The 16,681-nt window shown below is 72.3% G+C and carries 12 protein-coding genes; 5 read left to right on the top strand and 7 right to left on the bottom strand.

All coding sequences use genetic code 11. From position 1 onward, the window contains the following. The first annotated feature begins 43 nt into the window (after positions 1–43). Positions 44–886, top strand: a complete 843-nt coding sequence (locus AC0VYD_RS00210) for an SDR family oxidoreductase (RefSeq protein WP_475478018.1) — start codon at positions 44–46, stop codon at positions 884–886. Positions 887–990: 104 nt separating this feature from the next. On the opposite strand, the gene AC0VYD_RS00205 is transcribed toward AC0VYD_RS00210, so the two are convergent. Continuing rightward, complete coding sequence (locus AC0VYD_RS00205) at positions 991–2,784, bottom strand: PASTA domain-containing protein (protein WP_475478017.1); 1,794 nt, start codon at positions 2,782–2,784, stop codon at positions 991–993. 199 nt (positions 2,785–2,983) lie between these two features. On the opposite strand from AC0VYD_RS00205, the gene AC0VYD_RS00200 reads away from it, so the two are divergent. Continuing rightward, positions 2,984–3,505, top strand: a complete 522-nt coding sequence (locus tag AC0VYD_RS00200) for a YbaK/EbsC family protein (RefSeq protein WP_475478016.1) — start codon at positions 2,984–2,986, stop codon at positions 3,503–3,505. A 654-nt stretch (positions 3,506–4,159) separates the two neighbouring features. On the opposite strand, the gene AC0VYD_RS00195 is transcribed toward AC0VYD_RS00200, so the two are convergent. Then, positions 4,160–4,756, bottom strand: coding sequence for a class I SAM-dependent methyltransferase (locus AC0VYD_RS00195; protein ID WP_475478015.1), 597 nt, complete (start codon positions 4,754–4,756; stop codon positions 4,160–4,162). 158 nt (positions 4,757–4,914) lie between these two features. Here AC0VYD_RS00195 and paaZ point away from each other — a divergent pair, with 158 nt between their 5' ends. Then, a complete protein-coding gene (gene paaZ / locus AC0VYD_RS00190; protein WP_475478014.1) occupies positions 4,915–6,948 on the top strand; it encodes a phenylacetic acid degradation bifunctional protein PaaZ in 2,034 nt (677 codons plus the stop codon). A 182-nt stretch (positions 6,949–7,130) separates the two neighbouring features. Here the strand turns inward: paaZ and AC0VYD_RS00185 are convergent, their stop codons facing one another. Together AC0VYD_RS00185 and AC0VYD_RS00180 are read right to left on the bottom strand one after the other, a co-directional pair. Continuing rightward, the gene (locus AC0VYD_RS00185) at positions 7,131–9,308 is read right to left on the bottom strand and encodes a WD40 repeat domain-containing serine/threonine protein kinase (RefSeq protein WP_475478013.1); all 2,178 of its coding nucleotides are present in this window, start codon (positions 9,306–9,308) and stop codon (positions 7,131–7,133) included. Positions 9,309–9,326: 18 nt separating this feature from the next. Further along, a complete protein-coding gene (locus AC0VYD_RS00180; protein ID WP_475478012.1) occupies positions 9,327–11,510 on the bottom strand; it encodes a WD40 repeat domain-containing serine/threonine protein kinase in 2,184 nt (727 codons plus the stop codon). A 164-nt stretch (positions 11,511–11,674) separates the two neighbouring features. On the opposite strand from AC0VYD_RS00180, the gene AC0VYD_RS00175 reads away from it, so the two are divergent. After that, the gene (locus AC0VYD_RS00175; protein WP_475478011.1) at positions 11,675–12,142 is read left to right on the top strand and encodes an SRPBCC family protein; all 468 of its coding nucleotides are present in this window, start codon (positions 11,675–11,677) and stop codon (positions 12,140–12,142) included. 99 nt (positions 12,143–12,241) lie between these two features. Here AC0VYD_RS00175 and AC0VYD_RS00170 read toward each other — a convergent pair whose 3' ends face one another. Genes AC0VYD_RS00170 through pdhA form a run of 3 tightly spaced genes read right to left on the bottom strand, consistent with a single transcriptional unit; the run spans position 12,242 to position 15,745 of the window. Further along, positions 12,242–13,675 (bottom strand): dihydrolipoamide acetyltransferase family protein, encoded by a 1,434-nt coding sequence (locus tag AC0VYD_RS00170; protein WP_475478010.1) that lies wholly within the window; start codon positions 13,673–13,675, stop codon positions 12,242–12,244. Continuing rightward, positions 13,672–14,658: an alpha-ketoacid dehydrogenase subunit beta gene (locus AC0VYD_RS00165; RefSeq protein ID WP_475478009.1), complete on the bottom strand. Its 987-nt coding sequence runs from the start codon at positions 14,656–14,658 to the stop codon at positions 13,672–13,674. The genes AC0VYD_RS00170 and AC0VYD_RS00165 overlap by 4 nt, the downstream gene beginning before the upstream one ends. 1 nt (position 14,659) lies before the next feature. Then, the gene (gene pdhA / locus AC0VYD_RS00160; RefSeq protein ID WP_475478008.1) at positions 14,660–15,745 is read right to left on the bottom strand and encodes a pyruvate dehydrogenase (acetyl-transferring) E1 component subunit alpha; all 1,086 of its coding nucleotides are present in this window, start codon (positions 15,743–15,745) and stop codon (positions 14,660–14,662) included. A 377-nt stretch (positions 15,746–16,122) separates the two neighbouring features. Between pdhA and AC0VYD_RS00155 the strand changes: the two genes are divergently transcribed. Then, positions 16,123–16,620 carry a phosphoribosyltransferase gene (locus AC0VYD_RS00155; protein ID WP_017588108.1) on the top strand — a complete coding sequence of 166 codons (498 nt, stop codon included), beginning with the start codon at positions 16,123–16,125 and terminating at the stop codon, positions 16,618–16,620. Positions 16,621–16,681 lie beyond the last annotated feature (61 nt).

The raw sequence follows: 16,681 nt of genomic DNA, 5'->3' as shown, positions 1-16,681 counted from the left end.
CCCGGCCGGGGACCCCTCCCGGCCCACCGAGAGGAGACGGACCATGACACAGCCGATTCTGGTCACCGGAGCCACAGGTAACACCGGACGCCACGTGGTGGCGGGACTGCTCGCGGAGGGCGTCCCGGTACGCGCCCTGACCCGGGACCCGGCACGCGCGGGGCTACCGGAGGGGGCGGAGGTGGTCGCGGGTGACACCACCAGCCCCGAGGACGTGTCCGCCGCCGCCGAGGGCGCTTGGGCCGCGTACCTGGTGTGGCCCGGAACCGACGACGCCGCCGAGGGCGCGGCGGAGGTCGTCGCCGCTCTGGGCGAGCACGTCGACCGGGTGGTCCACCTGTCCTCGACCGGCGCGACCGAGGGGAACGGCGGGGTCTGGGGGAGCGTGGAGCGGGAGGTCCGCAAGTCGGTCCGCGAGTGGACCTTCATCCGCGGCGGCGGGTTCGCCGCGAACGCGCTGGCCTGGTCCGACCAGGTCCACCGCGGGGTGGTCCGCGCGCCGTTCGGGGGCATCCGGCGCTCCGTGGTGCACGAGCGGGATCTGGCCGCGGTGGCGGTACGTGCGCTGCTCGACGACGCGCACGTGGGCCGGGCCTACGTGGCCACCGGACCCGAGGTGATCAGCCAGGTCGAGCAGGTGCGGGTGCTCGGCGAGGCGATCGGCGTCCACGCGCGCTGGGAGGAGCAGCCGCTGGACGAGGCCCGGGCCGAACTGGCCGAGGCGGTGGGCGAGGACTTCGCCGACCAGATCATCAGGCACTGGTCCGAGAACGGCGACGTCCCGGAGCCCGTCTCCGAGGACGTCTCCCGGGTTCTCGGCCGCCCCGCCCTCACCTTCCGGGAGTGGGCCCGCGACCACGCCGCCGACTTCTCCCCCGGGGACTGACACTGACCCCTGGGCCGCGCCATCCGCCCGCCCCGGAGCGGCCCCTCCCGTGGCGCGGTCCCGGTCGGGGCCGCGCCACGGGCCACGGTGGGTACGCGGTGGCTTCAACAGGGCCCCTGGTCGGACCAGGCACCCCACTCCCCGCCGACGGTCGGCGGAATCCCCTGGATCCACCAGCGGGCCTCGTACACCCGGCCCCCGAAGTGCACCCGGTCACCCTCGTCGTAGACCGTCCGGGGGTCCCAGGACTCACCGGAGCAGGAAGCCTCCGGAGACTCCTGCTCAGCGTCGTCCGGCGCCTCTTCGGGCCCGGCCGGCTCCTCCTCCGGCTCCTCGGGTTCCGCCACGACCTCCTCGGGACCGGTGGAGACGGTGATGGTGACCGTGCCGTCCTCGGGCAGGATCGCGCCGGGTTCGGGGGCCTGACCACTGACGCCGCCCTCGGGAACGGAGTCGCTGGGGGCCTCCACGGCGGTGACGGACAGACCGATCCCGCCCAGGGCCTCGGACGCCTCCGTCCGTCCCATGCCCATGAGGTCGGGGACGATGACACCCTCGCTGACGTGCAGGGTCACCGTCTCCTCGCGGTCGCCGGTCTCGTCCGCCTCCGGTTCCGAGGACAGCACGGTCCCCGGGGCCTCCTCCGCCGAGTGCTCCTGCACCACTTCCACCAGGGTGAAACCGGCCTCCCGCAGGAGGTTGCGGGCCTCGTTCTCGGTACCGCCCACGACGTCCGGGACCCCGACGTGCCGGGGGCCGACGGAAAGCGCCAGGACGACCGACCCTCCGGCCTCCAGCTCCGTGCCCGCGGCGGGGTCGGTGGCGGCCACCTCGCCGGGTTCGATGCCGTCGCTGTAGGCGTCCTCGTAGGTGAAGGAGAGGTCGAGTCCGAGGGCGGCCAGTTCCGCCTCCGCCATCTCCGGGGAGAACCCGGCGAGGTCGGGGAGTTCGACCGCCTCGTCGGGGACCAGGGCCCACCCCGCGGCGAAGAGCGCCAGCACGAGGACCCCCGCGGCCGCCAGAAGCGGGAAACGGCGCCAGGGGGCGGGACGGTCTTCGCCGGTGCCGTCCCCGGCCCGGTGCGTGGAAGGCCCGGTCTCCGCTTCGGAAGCCACCACCGGGATCGGCTGGGTCGCGGCGGCCGGGTCCTGGGGCCGGGGGAGTGACCTCAGGACCTGCTCGACCAGGGTGAGGTACTGTCCGGCGTCACGCGGACGGTAGCGCGGGTTCGGTTCGGTGGCGTTGGCGACCAGCATGTCCAGGTCCGGCGGCAGGCCGGGGACCGTGGCCGAGGGGCGCAGCGGAGCGCCGTCCGCGACCCGGAGCTCTCCCGTCAGCAGGGTGTGCAGGAGCATTCCGACGGCGTGCACGTCCGTGCGCGGAGTCGCCTCCTCGACCCCCACGAGCCGGAAACCGGTGACCGTCACCCCGCCGTCGTCGTCCAGGACGACGTTGTCCGGGCTCAGGGCGCCGTGCACCAGCCCCTCGTCGTGCGCCGGGCGGAGGGCCTCGAGAACGTCGGCGACGATCGAGAGCGCGGTGTGCGGGCTGTAGCGCAGTCCCTGCTCACCGCTGCCGAGCACCTCGGCGAGGGTCTCCCCCGGCGTGTGCTCGGTAACCGCGTACACGTGCTCCCCGTCCTGTCCGTCTCCCAGGACACGCACGAGGTTGGGTGCGCTGAGGCCCGCGAAGGTCTGGGCACGGCCGAGGAAGGCGTGCGCGGTGGCTGGATCGGCGGCCGGTTCCGGATCGAGGAGGGTGACCGTGACGGGCTGGTCCGCCACCGTGTCGTGCCCTTCGTGGAAGGAAACCGGGCCGTCGCCGCCGACACACGCGCCGATGAGCACGCGTCCGTGCAGCGTGACGCCGGAGAGGGGGGAGGGGGTGGGGGACTCCATGTGTCGGATTGTACGGTGACAAACCCCCGCACAGAGCCCTCTATCAGGCCGGATACGGACAGTGAGTGTCTCGGTGGAGTCGATCCGCGACCTCCCCGGTCCTGGTCCTGTTCGGTGCCGCATTGCGTCCCGCCGCGTGCGGCATCATGGTGGCGTACGGAAGCGGAAACGCGGATCGGTACGGGAACGGGGAGCGGCCATGGCGGAGCGGATCGAATGGGTAGCGGCACACGACCACCCGGAACTGACGGCCGACCCGGTGCGCGAGGCCATCGCCCCCTTCGACGGTTCGGTCCGGGCCGCCTCGATCGACCCGGACCTCGCGGACACGGCGGAGTTCTGCGAGACCTACGGGCTGACCCTGGACACCAGCGCGAACTGCGTGGTGCTGTCCGCCAAGCGCGGCGGTGAGGTGACTTACGCGGCGTGCATGGTACTGGCCACGGACCGGGCCGACGTCAACGGTGTCCTCCGCCGCCACCTGGGCGCGCGGAAGGCCTCGTTCGCCCCGATGGACGAGGCCACCGGACTGACCGGCATGGAGTACGGCGGCATCACCCCGTTCGGGGTGCCGCGCGGGTGGCCGATCCTGGTGGACAAGAGGGTGTACGACACCCCGTGGGTGGTGGTGGGCAGTGGGCTGCGCAGGTCGAAGCTGCGGGTCCCCGGGCCGCTGCTGGCCGAGCTGCCGGGCGCCGAGGTACTGTCCCTGACACGTTAGGGACCGCACGGGTACGAGGTGCCCGGACGGGGCGGGGGAGGGAACCCGCCGCCGGGGTCCTCTCCCTGTCGGTTTGTCGACAAATCCATGAGTGGTTTCGGCTTGGTCGTCCCGGTTTTCGGTACGCCCCTTTGCCTGCTCGGGCACCGGGTGTCGCCGCCCTGCCCGTGCAGGTACCCGCACAGGCTGTGCCGGGCCCGGGGGGGGGCGCCCTCACACGGTGCGGTGGTCCGGGACCCGCCGGTCCCGGGGCCCGTCGTCGGAAGCTCGGCGGGGCCCTACGGCTCCGGTGTCCTCGGCTGGGACGGGGCGTTGAGCCGGGCTCCCACCAACAGGACCGCTCCGATCACGATCAACGCGATCGCCCACGACCCCGCCGGAGCCATGGCCGCTCCACACGTAACCATCACCGGGTCGGGCGCCTCACCCATGACGAACCACCCGTGGAGCTCCTCAGTACCGGCTGGAAGGGTCAGCCACCCCGACCCGCAGGCCCGCTGGGGACCAAGCCGAGGGCTGCGCCACCGGCGACCGACGCGAGGGCCGCCAGGCGGATGATCTGGACGGGGGACATGGGGCTCTCCTCGGCTTCGGGGGTGTCCACGTAGGACGACCGCGTCACCCTCACGGTTGCCCCACCGGAAGGCCTGCGGGTCATCCGGTGGGGCGGCGGAACCGGTACCACTTCGGCGAGGTTCGGTTCATCGGCCAACCCAGACCCCCGGTGGCCGCGTCCGCCACGTCGAGGAGCTCCCATGCCGGGAACGCGGCCTCGACCTCGGCCTGTGAGACGCCCTCGACGAGTTTGCGGTACTTCGACGGCCCGAAGGCGAGCATCAGCAGGGTGGCCCCCGGCGCGGCGAGCGCCGTTACGCCCTTCCCCTCCGCGGTCCGCTGAACCGCGTCGAGCCCCTGGAAGCAGCCGATGTCGACAAAGAGGTCGAAGGCGCCCAGGTCGGCCGGAAGGTCGGCCGCGTCACCTACGACGTAGGCGACCTCCGTCGGCCCCTTGCGCCGGGCGGCCCCGATCGCCTCGGGCACGAGGTCGACGCCCACGGCCTCCCAGCCGTACCGGGCGATCTCGGGGGTGAACTGCCCGCGTCCACAACCGATGTCCAGTGCCCGGCCGGGGCCGTTCGGACGCTCCTCGGCCTCGCGGTCGAGCCAGGACCGGAGCTGTGCGCCGGCTGCGGGGCCGTAGCGCTCCCAGGGCGTGAGACCAAGACGGTACATCCGGGCGTAGTTGGTCATGGGGCCACGCTAAACGCCCCTGCACGGCCCAGGCGAGCAGCCCTAGCTTGCTGGCGAAAGCGCTGGTGAGGCGTACTTCCGCAGCTGCGGGGCTATTTACTGACCGATCGGTCTGTAATACTGTTCCCAAAGACCCGCACCGAGGAGAGGACCGTCACGTGTCCGAAGTACTGGAGAGCTACGCACAGGGGTCGTGGTTCACCCCCGCGGACGAGGGCGCGCCCCTGGCCGACGCGAACACCGGTGAGACCGTCGCACGGATCTCGAAGAACGGCCCCGACGTGGCCGCGATGGTCGGGTACGCGCGTGAGGTCGGCGGGCCCGCGCTGCGCTCGCTCACCTTCCACCAGCGGGCGAACATCCTCAAGGAGGTCGCCAAGCACCTCATGGGGTACAAGGACGAGTTCTACGCCCTCTCCCACCGGACCGGCGCCACCAAGCGCGACACCGCGGTGGACGTCGACGGCGGTTTCGGCACCCTCTTCAGCTTCTCCAGCAAGGGCCGACGCGAACTCCCCAACTCCACCGTCATCCTCGACGGCCCCCTCGAACCCCTCAGCAAGGGCGGCACCTTCGTCGCCCAGCACGTCTACACCTCCCGTCCCGGCGTCGCGGTGCAGATCAACGCGTTCAACTTCCCCGTCTGGGGGATGCTGGAGAAGCTCGCGCCGGCCTTCCTCGCGGGCCTGCCCAGCATCGTCAAACCCGCCGGCCAGACCGCCTACCTGACGGTCGCCGTCGTGAGGCGGATGGTCGAGTCCGGCCTCATGCCGGAGGGCTCGGTCCAACTCCTCGTCGGCAGCCACCGGGGCCTGCTCGACGCCCTCGGCCCGCAGGACGTCGTGGGCTTCACCGGGTCCGCCGCCACCGGAGCGATCCTGCGCAACCACCCGAACGTGGTCAGCGGCGGCGTCCAGCTCAACGTGGAGGCCGACTCCCTCAACTGCTCGATCCTCGGCCCGGACGTGACCGTCGAGGACCCCGAGTTCGACCTGTACGTCAAGCAGGTCGTGACGGAGATGACCGTCAAGGCCGGGCAGAAGTGCACCGCCATCCGCCGGGCCATCGTGCCCTCCGCCATGGCCGGAGCCGTCACCGAGGCCCTCACCGACCGCCTGTCCAAGGCCGTGGTGGGCGCCGCAGACAACCCCGACACCCGCGTGGGCGCGCTGGTCTCCCTCGACCAGCGCGAGGAGGTCCGCAAGGCGGTCAAGGCCCTGCGCACCTCCAGCGAGCTGGTGTTCGGCGACCCCGAGCGGGTCGAGGTGGCCGGCGCCGACGACGAGTCCGGCGCCTTCATGTCGCCGATCCTGCTCCGTGCCGAGCCCGGTGCGAAGGAGCCGCACGAGGTCGAGGCCTTCGGCCCGGTCAGCACCGTCATCACCTACGACACCGTGGACGAGGCGGTCGAGCTCGCCGCACGCGGCCGGGGCAGCCTGGTCGGCTCCCTGGTCACCCACGACGAGGACGTCGCCCGCGAGGTCGTCCTGGGCGTCGCCCCCTGGCACGGCCGCATCCTGGTGCTCAACCGGGAGGACGCCAAGGAGTCCACCGGCCACGGTTCCCCGCTGCCCGTCCTGGTGCACGGCGGCCCCGGCCGCGCCGGCGGCGGCGAGGAGATGGGCGGTGTGCGCGGCGTCAAGCACCACATGCAGCGCACCGCCGTCCAGGGTTCGCCCGACATGCTCACCGCGATCACCGGGCACTGGACCACGGGTTCGCGCCGCACGGTCGGCGAGGTGCACCCGTTCCGCAAGGACCTGACCGAGCTGCGGATCGGCGACACCGTCGAGTCCGCCGAACGCACGGTGACCCGCGCGGACATCGACCACTTCGCCGAGTTCACCGGTGACACGTTCTACGCGCACACCGACGAGGAGGCGGCCGCCGCCAACCCGCTGTTCGGCGGGATCGTGGCACACGGGTACCTGGTGGTGTCGCTGGCCGCCGGCCTGTTCGTCGACCCGGCCCCCGGGCCGGTCCTGGCCAACTTCGGCGTCGACAACCTGCGCTTCCTCACCCCGGTGAAGGAGGACGCGGTGATCAGGGTGAAGCTGACCGCGAAGCAGATCACCCCGCGCACCAACGCGGACTACGGCGAGGTGCGCTGGGACGCGGTCGTCACCGACCAGGACGGTGAGGCGGTCGCCACCTACGACGTCCTCACCCTGGTGGCCAAGGGCGAGGAGTAGACACGGGGACAGGTCGACCCGTCAACTGATCGACCTGTCGCCTCGTAGTCCTGTCGACAAACCGACAGGACGATATGGCTACGTGGCGGTATGACGGCAGGTCGACGAACCGCTGTGCGGACACGACGGCGCCCCCGGGACCGGGGGCGCCGTCGTGCTCGGAACCGGGCGCCGAGGGCCGGTCAGACGAGGCCGCCGACGTCCCACTCGGTGAACACGTTCTCGGCGTCCACCGTGCGCAGGGCACCGCCGTCCTCGGTGAACGCCACCGGTGCGGGCCCTTCGGGGACCTCCATGGTGGCGACCCGCTGCGCGGACGGGAGGTGCCAGACGTTGACCGCGCCCGTCTCCCCGGACGCGGCGGCCAGGGTCCCGTCAGGGCTCAACGCGAGCGATCCCACGACACCGTCGCCCGCGCCCCGGGGCAGGGGTTCGGCGGTGTCGTCACCGGTGTTCCACCGGAAGACCGCCGTGCCGACCGCGAAGACCACCACCGCGCCGTCCGGGCCGATTTCCATCGCGGTGACCTCATCACCCGCGTCCGAGGCCTCGCCGGGCCCGCCCGGGCTACCGTCCGCCGCCTCGCCGGTGGGCAGGAGTTCGGCTTCCCGGACCTGTTCCGGGCTGACGTACAGATCGTCTCCCGCGTTGCGGTCCTGCCCCTCCAACGGCACCACCCGGATGCTGCGGTCGTTGCCAACCGCGGCGGCGCCGGCCATGTACTCGCCCTCCCGGTCAACGGCGACGGCGTCGACGGCGGCCGGCACGGCCCGGGATCCGTCCGGGTTCCGGTGGGTGTGGGCCAGACGGCCCTCTCCGAACCTCGTCCCGAAGGTGCCGTCCCCGGCGCCGACCACCGGAACATGCCCGAGGGCGTCGATGTCGACAGCGGTGTACCCATGGTGGGCGTCCCCGTCGTCGGACTCGGGATAGCCGTCCGAGGATATGTTCATCACGGAGGAGCCGTCCTCGTAGACCGTGCCCCAGAACCAGGGGCGGTCGGCTACCGCGAGGTGGCGCGGGACTTCGTAGGAACGGTTGTTACCCGCCGTTTCCACCTCTGGCACCGAGGGCAGGGAGACGAAGTGCACCGGCTCCAGTTCTTTCGGTGGAGCCCATGCGAAGACCTCGCCCGACGGTGAGATCCCCCGGGTCAGGTCCGCGTCGAACTCCACGTCCAACGGGTTGGCCTCGACCGGTTCCAACACGCTGAGGGGGAGTTCCGGGTACTCGACTTCCTCGTCCTCGGCCCCGTTCCCGGCATCGGCCTCTGCTTCGTTCCCGGCTTCGGGGCCGGAATCGGCCCCGGCTCCGACCGGTTCCGGAACACCGTCGGACGCGAGGGAGACCACGAGCGCGACCGAGACGACCACGGCCAGCGCACCGTCGGCGTAGGCCGCGGCCCGCCCCCTTCCGACCCGTGGTCCGGGCGTTTGTCCGGTGGACCGGTCAGTCGGCCGGACCGGCTCCGGCGGAGGCTCGGTGAGCCGCTCGGTCTCCCACTCGCTGTCCACGACCAGGCGGTCGACCGCCCCCTCCGGTTCCCAGCGAATCGCCTCCGGGACTCCGCCCAGGGCGCGTACCGCTTCACGGGCGCTCGGCCGGTCCTCGGGATCCTTGTCGAGAAGGGCCGCCAGTGGTGACCGCAGCCCCTCCGGCACGCGTTCCAGGTCCGGTTCCCGGTCCACGATCCGGTGGATGACGGAGGCCTGCGGTGCGGTACCGAAGGGCGGCTCGCCCGTCGCGGCGAAGAACAGTACGGACCCCAGCGAGAACACGTCGCTGGCCTCGGTCGCCGCACCACCCAGCGCCTGTTCCGGGGACACGTAGGCCAGGGTCCCGAACCCCCGAGCCGTGTGCGTGGCCTCCACCGCGTCGAGCGCCTTGGCGATCCCGAAGTCGATCACGCGCGGCCCGTCCCCCACGAGCACGATGTTGCCCGGCTTGAGGTCGCGGTGGACCAGACCGGCACCGTGGATGGCCGCGAGTCCTTCGGCCAGGGCCGCCGCCAGCCCGTGAAGCTCCCGCTTCCGCAGGGGGCCTCCCTCGACCACCGCCTGCCGCAGGGTCGGCCCGGCCAGGTACTCGGTGGCCATCCACGGCACCTCGGCTTCGGGGTCCGCGTCCACGACGGCGGCGGAGAACGCTCCGCTGACCCTCCGTGCGGTCGCCACCTCGCGGGCGAAACGGGAACGGAAGCCCGGTTCACCGGCCAGGTGCGGGTGGATCACCTTGAGGGCGACCTTCCGATGCCCCGGAGTCCGGGCCAGGTAGACGCGGCCCATCCCGCCCGCTCCCAACCGCCCCAGAACCAGATAACCGCCGATCTCCCGGGGATCGTCCTCGTCGAGCCGCTCCATGCGTGTCAGTTCTCCCCGTCAGACCCGTTCCCAGACGTACAGGTGGTAGTCGTCCAGTTCCTCGTTCTCCTCCTGCGGTCGGTGCCCCAGGCGCACCAGAACTCCGCCGTCGGCGGACAGGCCCACGCCGGAGGTGTTGGCCGCCAGATCCGCACGGGCACTTTCCTCCGGCACCGTCACCGGCCCCAACGAGACACGGGCGTCGAGGTCCACGTCCACCACGGTGCCCCCGAGCGACCAGGCCAGCAGCCTCCCGGTCCCCTCGTCGACAGCACCCCGCGGCGCGATGCCCAGTTCGTGCTCGAAGCCACCCAGCTCTTCTCCGGTGGTGGCGTCCCACATACTCACACTGTTCTTGCCGATCGCGGTCAACTGGGTCGTGCCCGGTTGGAAGGACAGGTGTCCGTAGCGTTCGTCCGCCGTCGCGTCGATCTCGGCCACCTGTTCCCCGGTCGAGGTCCACACCTCGATGCGCGCGGGTTCGTCAGCCGAGTCCTCCATCAGCGTCGGCTCCCTGAGGAAGGCAACGAGGGAGCCGTCGGAGCTGAGCGCGAGACTCTGACCGCCGTTCGGCGCGATGACCCTGACCCTCCCGCCGTGCTCCGTGTCCCACAGGGCGGTATCGCCCCAGGGACTGGTGACGACGAGCTGGCCCTCGGGGGTGAAGGCGACCTCACCTCCCCTCGCCCCCACCGTCGTCCGCGCAAGGGTCGCACCGCTCTCCGGGTCGATGACGACGACGGGTTCCGCACTGTCCCACGTCCCCTCACGGGGCATGGTCTCCCCCCATGCCTGGACTGCCAGCATCGTCCCGTCCGGCGCCACGGTGATCGCTCCGGTACCGGAGAACTCACTGGCGTGGAGGGGAGCGCCGCTGCCGGTGTCCACCGCGAGCACCGGGGTGGACGACCCCTTCATGTAGGCGGTGCCGCCGTCGGGGGAGAGCGCTATGGACTGGTACCAGGTCGTCTCCGGAATGGGGACGTCGATCTCGTGCGCCGCGACCAGGGTGTACGCGGCGGGTTCACCGGGCGGCTCAGCGCCCTCCGAAGGGGGAGCGAGGCCGCCCGAGGACGCAGGATCGCCGGAACCGGGGCGGGCGCCCGAGTCGCTGATGCCGGACCACACACGGGGGATCAGGAACCCGGCCACGACCACCAGCGCGACCACGGTCGCGGCCACGATGAGCGAGAGGCCGGAGGGGCGCCGCCGGAGCCGGGCGGGCGGCCGTCCCGCGCCCGGCTCCTCGTCCTCCGGGTCCGTCTCCCCCGACACCTGCCCCGGTGTTCCAGGGGTCGGCGAAGCGGGCCCCGGTGGTTCCCCGTACGGGACCTCCGCCAGGCGCTGCGCCGCCCAGGCCTCGCGTTCGGCGATCAGGTCGGTCACCGTGTGGGGCATCGGGGCGGGCCCGCCGTCGGTCCCGGTACCGCCGAACGCGCCGAGCAACTCGTCAGTACGCGGTCGCGCCCCGGGGTCGACACTCAGACAGGCGGCCAGGAGCTGACGCAACCCGGGCTCGATCCCCTCCAGGTCCGGTGGCTCCCGCAGGACCCGCCGCAGGATCGCCACCACCGGACCCTCCCCGTAGGGGTGGCGCCCGGTCGCGGCGAAGGCGAGCAGCCCGCCCAGGGCGAACACGTCCCCGGCCGGACCGGCCTCCCCGCCCTCCAGGACCTCCGGCGGCAGGTACCCGGGGGTGCCCACGGCCTGCCCGGTGTCCGTCAACGCGGTGGCGTCCTCGGCCCGGGCCAGGCCGAAGTCGATGACCCGCGGCCCCGAGGCGGACAGCAGCACGTTGCCGGGTTTGAGGTCCCGGTGGGTCAGCCCCGCACCGTGGATCGAGAGGAGCGCCTCGGCCAGTCCGGCCCCCACCGTGCGGACCGAACCGTCGGGCAGGCGGCCGGCTGCCGCGACCGCGTCGGTGAGGGTGGGACCGGCGACGAAGGCCGTGGCCAGCCAGGGCACGGCGGCTTCGGGATCGGCGTCCAGCACCGGAGCGGTGAAGGTCCCGCCGACCCGTGCGGCGGTCTCGGACTCGCGGGCGAATCGGCGGCGGAACTCCGGGTCCCGCGCGAGGTGGGCGTGCACCGTCTTGACCGCGACCGCCCGGCCGCCCGCCGAACGGGCCAGGTACACCTCGCCCATGCCCCCGGCACCCAACCGGTACTCACCTGCCCACCCGAAGTCGCCGGACTCTGCCACTACTCCTCCAGCACCTCGTCGCGGTCGTCCCGTGCCGCGCGGTTCATGGCGGGGCGAAGCGACAAGACCCTACCAACCACGCGAAACACCGGCCCGGGCGAGCTCTCCGGCACGGTCCTCCCTGCCATGCTGGAGCTCGGTCCAGGAGACGGTGGAGGGCATCCGTGCGAGAACGTGACCCGAGGGTTCGGCCGAGGCGCACCACGAAGCTGCGGGTGGTCGAGGACTTCGACGCCCCGGCCGACCGCGTGTTCGCGCTGATCCTCAGCAGGGCGGGATTCCTGGACGCCATGCCGCCGGGGGTGGAGGTCCTGCGCTGGCCCGAGCGCTTCGGGGAGGGCGAGGTCCTGGACCTGCGCTGGGGCGCGGCCGGGTTCCACCCCGTACGGTGGACCGCCGTCATCGACGACTACGAGGCAGGGCGCTCGTTCAGCGACCTCCAGGTACGCGGTCCGTTCCGTTACTGGCGGCACACGCACACGGTCGAGCCGCACGGGACGGGCACCCGGCACACCGACCTGGTGGAGATCAGCACCGGGCTGGGACCGGCGGGCGACCTCGCCGCCGCCGTCGGTGTCCGCGGCGCCTTCGGCCCGAGGCTGCGCCGGATGCACACCGCTCTGAAGGGCTGACCGGAGCGTACGGACCCCGGACACGGGAAACGCCTCGGGGGTGCCGACTCCCCCGAGGCGCTCCGTTCCGGGCCGCCGGATCTGTCCGGCGACCCCGGTCTACAGGCGGGCGACGGCCCTGGCCGGGTTCTCCATGGCGTCGGCGACCACGCGCATGAAGCCCGCCGCGGCTCCGCCGTCGCAGACGCGGTGGTCGAAGGCGAACGACAGCTGGGTGATCTTGCGGACCGTCAGCTCACCGTCCACCGCCCAGGGGCGGTCGATGATCCGGCCGAGGCCGAGGATGGCGACCTGCGGGTGGTTGATGATCGCGGCGCTGCCGTCCACGCGCAGCGCACCGTAGTTGTTCAGCGTGAACGTGCCCCCGGTGAGCTGGGCGGGGGTGGCCTTCCCTGCCCGGGCCAGCCGGGTGAGCTCCTTGATCTCGGTGTCCAGTTCGGCGGTGGTGAGCTTGTGGGCGCCCATGACGGCGGGAGCGACCAGGCCGCGGTCGGTCTGGACGGCCAGACCGAGGTTGACGCCGTCGTACTGGACGAGCTCCTCGCGCTCGGTGTCCACCAGCCCGTTGAGCTCCGGGTGGGCACGCAGACCGGCGAGCACGAAACGTGCCACGTAGGCGAGCAGGCCGGGGCCCTCCGGGTCGGACCGGCGCAGGCGCACCAGTTCCGTGGCGTCCACGTCCACCCACACGGTGGCCTCGGGGATCTCGCTGCGGCTGCGCGAGAGCGAGGCGGCCACGGTCCTGCGGAAGGCGCCCATCGCCTCCCGCCTCGACTCGGCCAGGCCCGTGCGGGCGTCGACGGCACCCGGCTCCACCTGGGCGGGGGCCGTCGGAGTGGGGACCGCGATCGGGGCGGACGGGGCCGGAGCGGTGTTGGCACCGGCCGCCTCGATCGCGGAGCGTACGTCGCGGCGGGTGATGAGCCCACCCGGGCCGCTGCCCTCGATGTCGGCCACCCGCAGCCCGGCTTCCCGGGCCAGTTGGCGGACCAGCGGTGAGGTGACCAGCGGGACCCGGCGCGCCGGTGCGGGGGCCGGAGCGGCCGCGGGGGCCGGCGGCTGGGCGCCGTGCGACGGCGGACGGTTGCGCGGACGGCGGCGACGACCCGAGCCCGTGGACTCGGGGGTGCCGTAGCCGATCAGGACGTTGCCCGAACCCGCGCGCTCCTCCTCGCGGTAGCGCTCGCCAGCGGCGTCGGCCTCGGCCCCCGTGGCTGCCGGGGCCGACGGCTCCGTCCCGCTGACGGACGCCTCCGCGACGGGGGACTCCGCGGTCGGGACCTCGGCCAGGGAACCGGATCCGACGGTGATGAGCGGCTTGCCGACCTCCAGGACCTCGCCCTCCTCGCCGTGCAGGACGCTGACCGTCCCGGCGAAGGGGGAGGGGACCTCGACGATCGACTTGGCGGTCTCCACCTCGGCGATCGGCTGGTCGACGGCGACGGTGTCGCCGACGGCGACCAGCCACTTCACGACCTCGGCCTCGGTGAGGCCCTCTCCCAGGTCGGGGAGGTCGAAGGTCTGGGCGGTCACTGGTCCTCCCACTGCAGGTCGTCGACGGCGTCGAGGATGCGGTCCACGCTGGGCAGCTGGAAACGCTCCAGCTTGGGCGGGGGGAAGGGGATGTCGAAGCCGGTGACCCGGCGGACCGGGGCTGCCAGGGAGTGGAAGCAGCGCTCGGTGACCCGGGCGACGATCTCCGAGGCGACGCTCGCGTACCCGCTGGCCTCGGCGACCACCACGGCGCGTCCGGTGGAGCGCACCGCCGCGCACACGGTCTCGTCGTCGAAGGGCACGACCGAGCGCGCGTCCACGACCTGGAGGCTGCGGCCCTCCTGAGCGGCTGCCTCGGCGGCCTCCAGGGCCGTGGGCACGGCCGGCCCGTAGGCGATGAGGGTGGCGTCGGTCCCCTCGCGGCGGACCACGGCCCGGCCGATCCCGGGGGCGGGGCGGTCGAAGTCCACCTCGTCCTTGGCCCAGTAGAGCTTCTTTGGCTCCATGAAGACCACCGGGTCGGGGGAGGCGATGGCTTCGCGCAGCAGGTGGTAGGCGTCCTCGGGGGTGGCGGGGGTGACGACCTTCAGGCCCGGGGTGTGCGCGTAGTAGGCCTCGGAGGAGTCGCAGTGGTGCTCGACCCCGCCGATACCGCCCGCGAAGGGGACGCGGATGACCATCGGCAGGCCGACCCGGCCGCGGGTGCGGTTGCGGGTCTTGGCGACGTGGCTGGCGATCTGTTCGAAGGCCGGGTAGGCGAAGGCGTCGAACTGCATCTCGACCACCGGTCGCATACCGTTCATCGCCATACCCACGGCCATGCCGACGATCCCGGACTCGGCGAGCGGGGTGTCGAAGCAGCGGTCCTCGCCGAACTCCGCGGTCAGGCCGTCGGTGATCCGGAAGACTCCTCCGAGAGGGCCGACGTCCTCGCCGAAGACGTACACGGCGGGGTCCTCGGCGAGGGAGTCGCGCAGCGCCCGGTTGAGCGCCTGCGCCATGGAGAGCTTCTCGGTCGCCATGTCAGTTGCCCTCTCTGCTCAGTTCGTCGGCCAGGAAGGCGGCCTGTTCGGTCAACTGCGGGGTGGGGGAGGCGAACACGTGCGCGAACAGCTCGGCGCCGTCGGGCTGCACGTCCCGGTTGACCCCCTCGCGCATGGCGGTGGCGACGGCCTCGGCCCTCTCGGTGATCTCGGTCCGCCTGGCCTTGGTGAGCACCCGCTTCTTCCGAAGGTAGGCCTCCATCCGCAGCAGCGGGTCGCGGGCCACCCAGGGGTCTACCTCGTCCTCGCTGCGGTAGCGGGAGGCGTCGTCGGCGTTGGTGTGCGCCTGCATCCGGTAGGTGTGCGCCTCGACCAGCTGGGGGCCCTCGCCGGAGCGGGCGGCCCCGACGGCGTCCTCCAGGACGGCGAGGACGGCGGCGGCGTCGTTGCCGTCCACCCGCTCGCCGTTGACTCCGTAGCCGACGCCCTTGTGGGCGAGGGAGGGGGCGGCGCTCTGCTTGGCCAGGGGGACGGAGATCGCGTACTCGTTGTTCTGCACGAAGAACACGACCGGGGCCCTGAAGACGGCGGCGAAGTTGAGGGCTTCGTGGAAGTCGCCCTCACTGGTGGCGCCGTCGCCGCACAGGGCCATGACCACGGTGTCCTCGCCGCGCAGGCGGGCCGCGTGGGCCACGCCGACGGCGTGCAGGAGCTGGGTGGCGAGCGGGGTGGCCTGGGGTGCGACGTTGTGCTCGTAGGGGTCGTAGCCCGCGTGCCAGTCGCCCTTGAGGAGGGTGAGGACCTCGACCGGGTCGACGCCGCGTGCGACGACGGCCGCGGTGTCGCGGTAGGTCGGGAACAGCCAGTCGCCGTCGGCCAGGGCGAGCGCGGCACCGGTCTGGCAGGCTTCCTGGCCGTGCGAGGAGGGGTAGACCGCGAGGCGGCCCTGGCGGACGAGGGCGCTGGCCTGGTCGTTGACGCGGCGGCCGATCACCAGGGAGGTGTAGGCCTCCAGGAGGCGCTGGGAGCCCGGCATCCGCAGGTCGGTCTCGCTGACCGGGACCCCGGACTCGTCGAGCAGCCGTAGCGGCCGCTCGGAGGGGAGAAGGCCCTGGTGTTCAGCCATGCTGCAACCTCCTGGTTCACGGAAGATCTGTACAGGGACATGGTGCTATTTGCGACCATCTGTTCGCCACAAACCAGGAGGAATCAAGAAAATGTCATGTGAGTTCGCTGATTTTCGAGCATTTTGTCCATGCATGTGACCCGGGACACGGGGCGCGGTGGACATGTGGCCGGGGACACCGCACGCCGTGACCGTGGTCGCACGGGTCGATCTGTCGACCTGTCCCCATACCGACTCCCCGGCCGCTCGCCCTGCGCGGACCGCCCCGCGCCGACGGCCGCGCCCCGGCCGTCGTTAGCATGTACCGGTGCCGTGAGCGGCCTGACCTGCGAGGCGCCGGGCGCACTTCACACCGAGAACACCGGGGGGACCAGACAGTGAGCGACGAGCGCGAGAACCTGAGCTACGAGCTCTTCGGCACCGCGATGCGTGACATGGCCCAGGCGATCGCCGACGACGGGTACGAGCCCGACATCATCCTGTCCATCGCCCGGGGCGGCCTCTTCGTCGCCGGCGGTCTGGGGTACGCACTCGACGTCAAGAACCTGCACGTGATGAACGTGGAGTTCTACACGGGGGTCGGTACCACGCTGGACATGCCAGTCATGCTGCCGCCGGTGCCCAACGTGGTCGACCTGAGCAAGAAGAAGGTGCTGGTCGCCGACGACGTCGCCGACACCGGCAAGACGCTCAAGCTGGTGCACGACTTCTGCGCCGAGCACACCGCCGAGGTGCGCAGCGCGGTCATCTACGAGAAGCCGCAGTCACTGGTCAAGTGCGAGTACGTGTGGAAGCACACGGACCGCTGGATCAACTTCCCCTGGTCGGTGGAGCCCCCCGTCGTCCACCGTGAGGACCAGGTGCGCGACGCCTGAGCCGCGCGGCGCCCTCCCGGTGTTCGGCTCGGCGCCCTCTCCGCCCTCCCGCCCGAGGCTC

The sequence above is a fragment of the Nocardiopsis sp. iso_40 genome (assembly GCF_056173285.1).
This window is presented reverse-complemented; position numbering and strand designations above follow the sequence as displayed.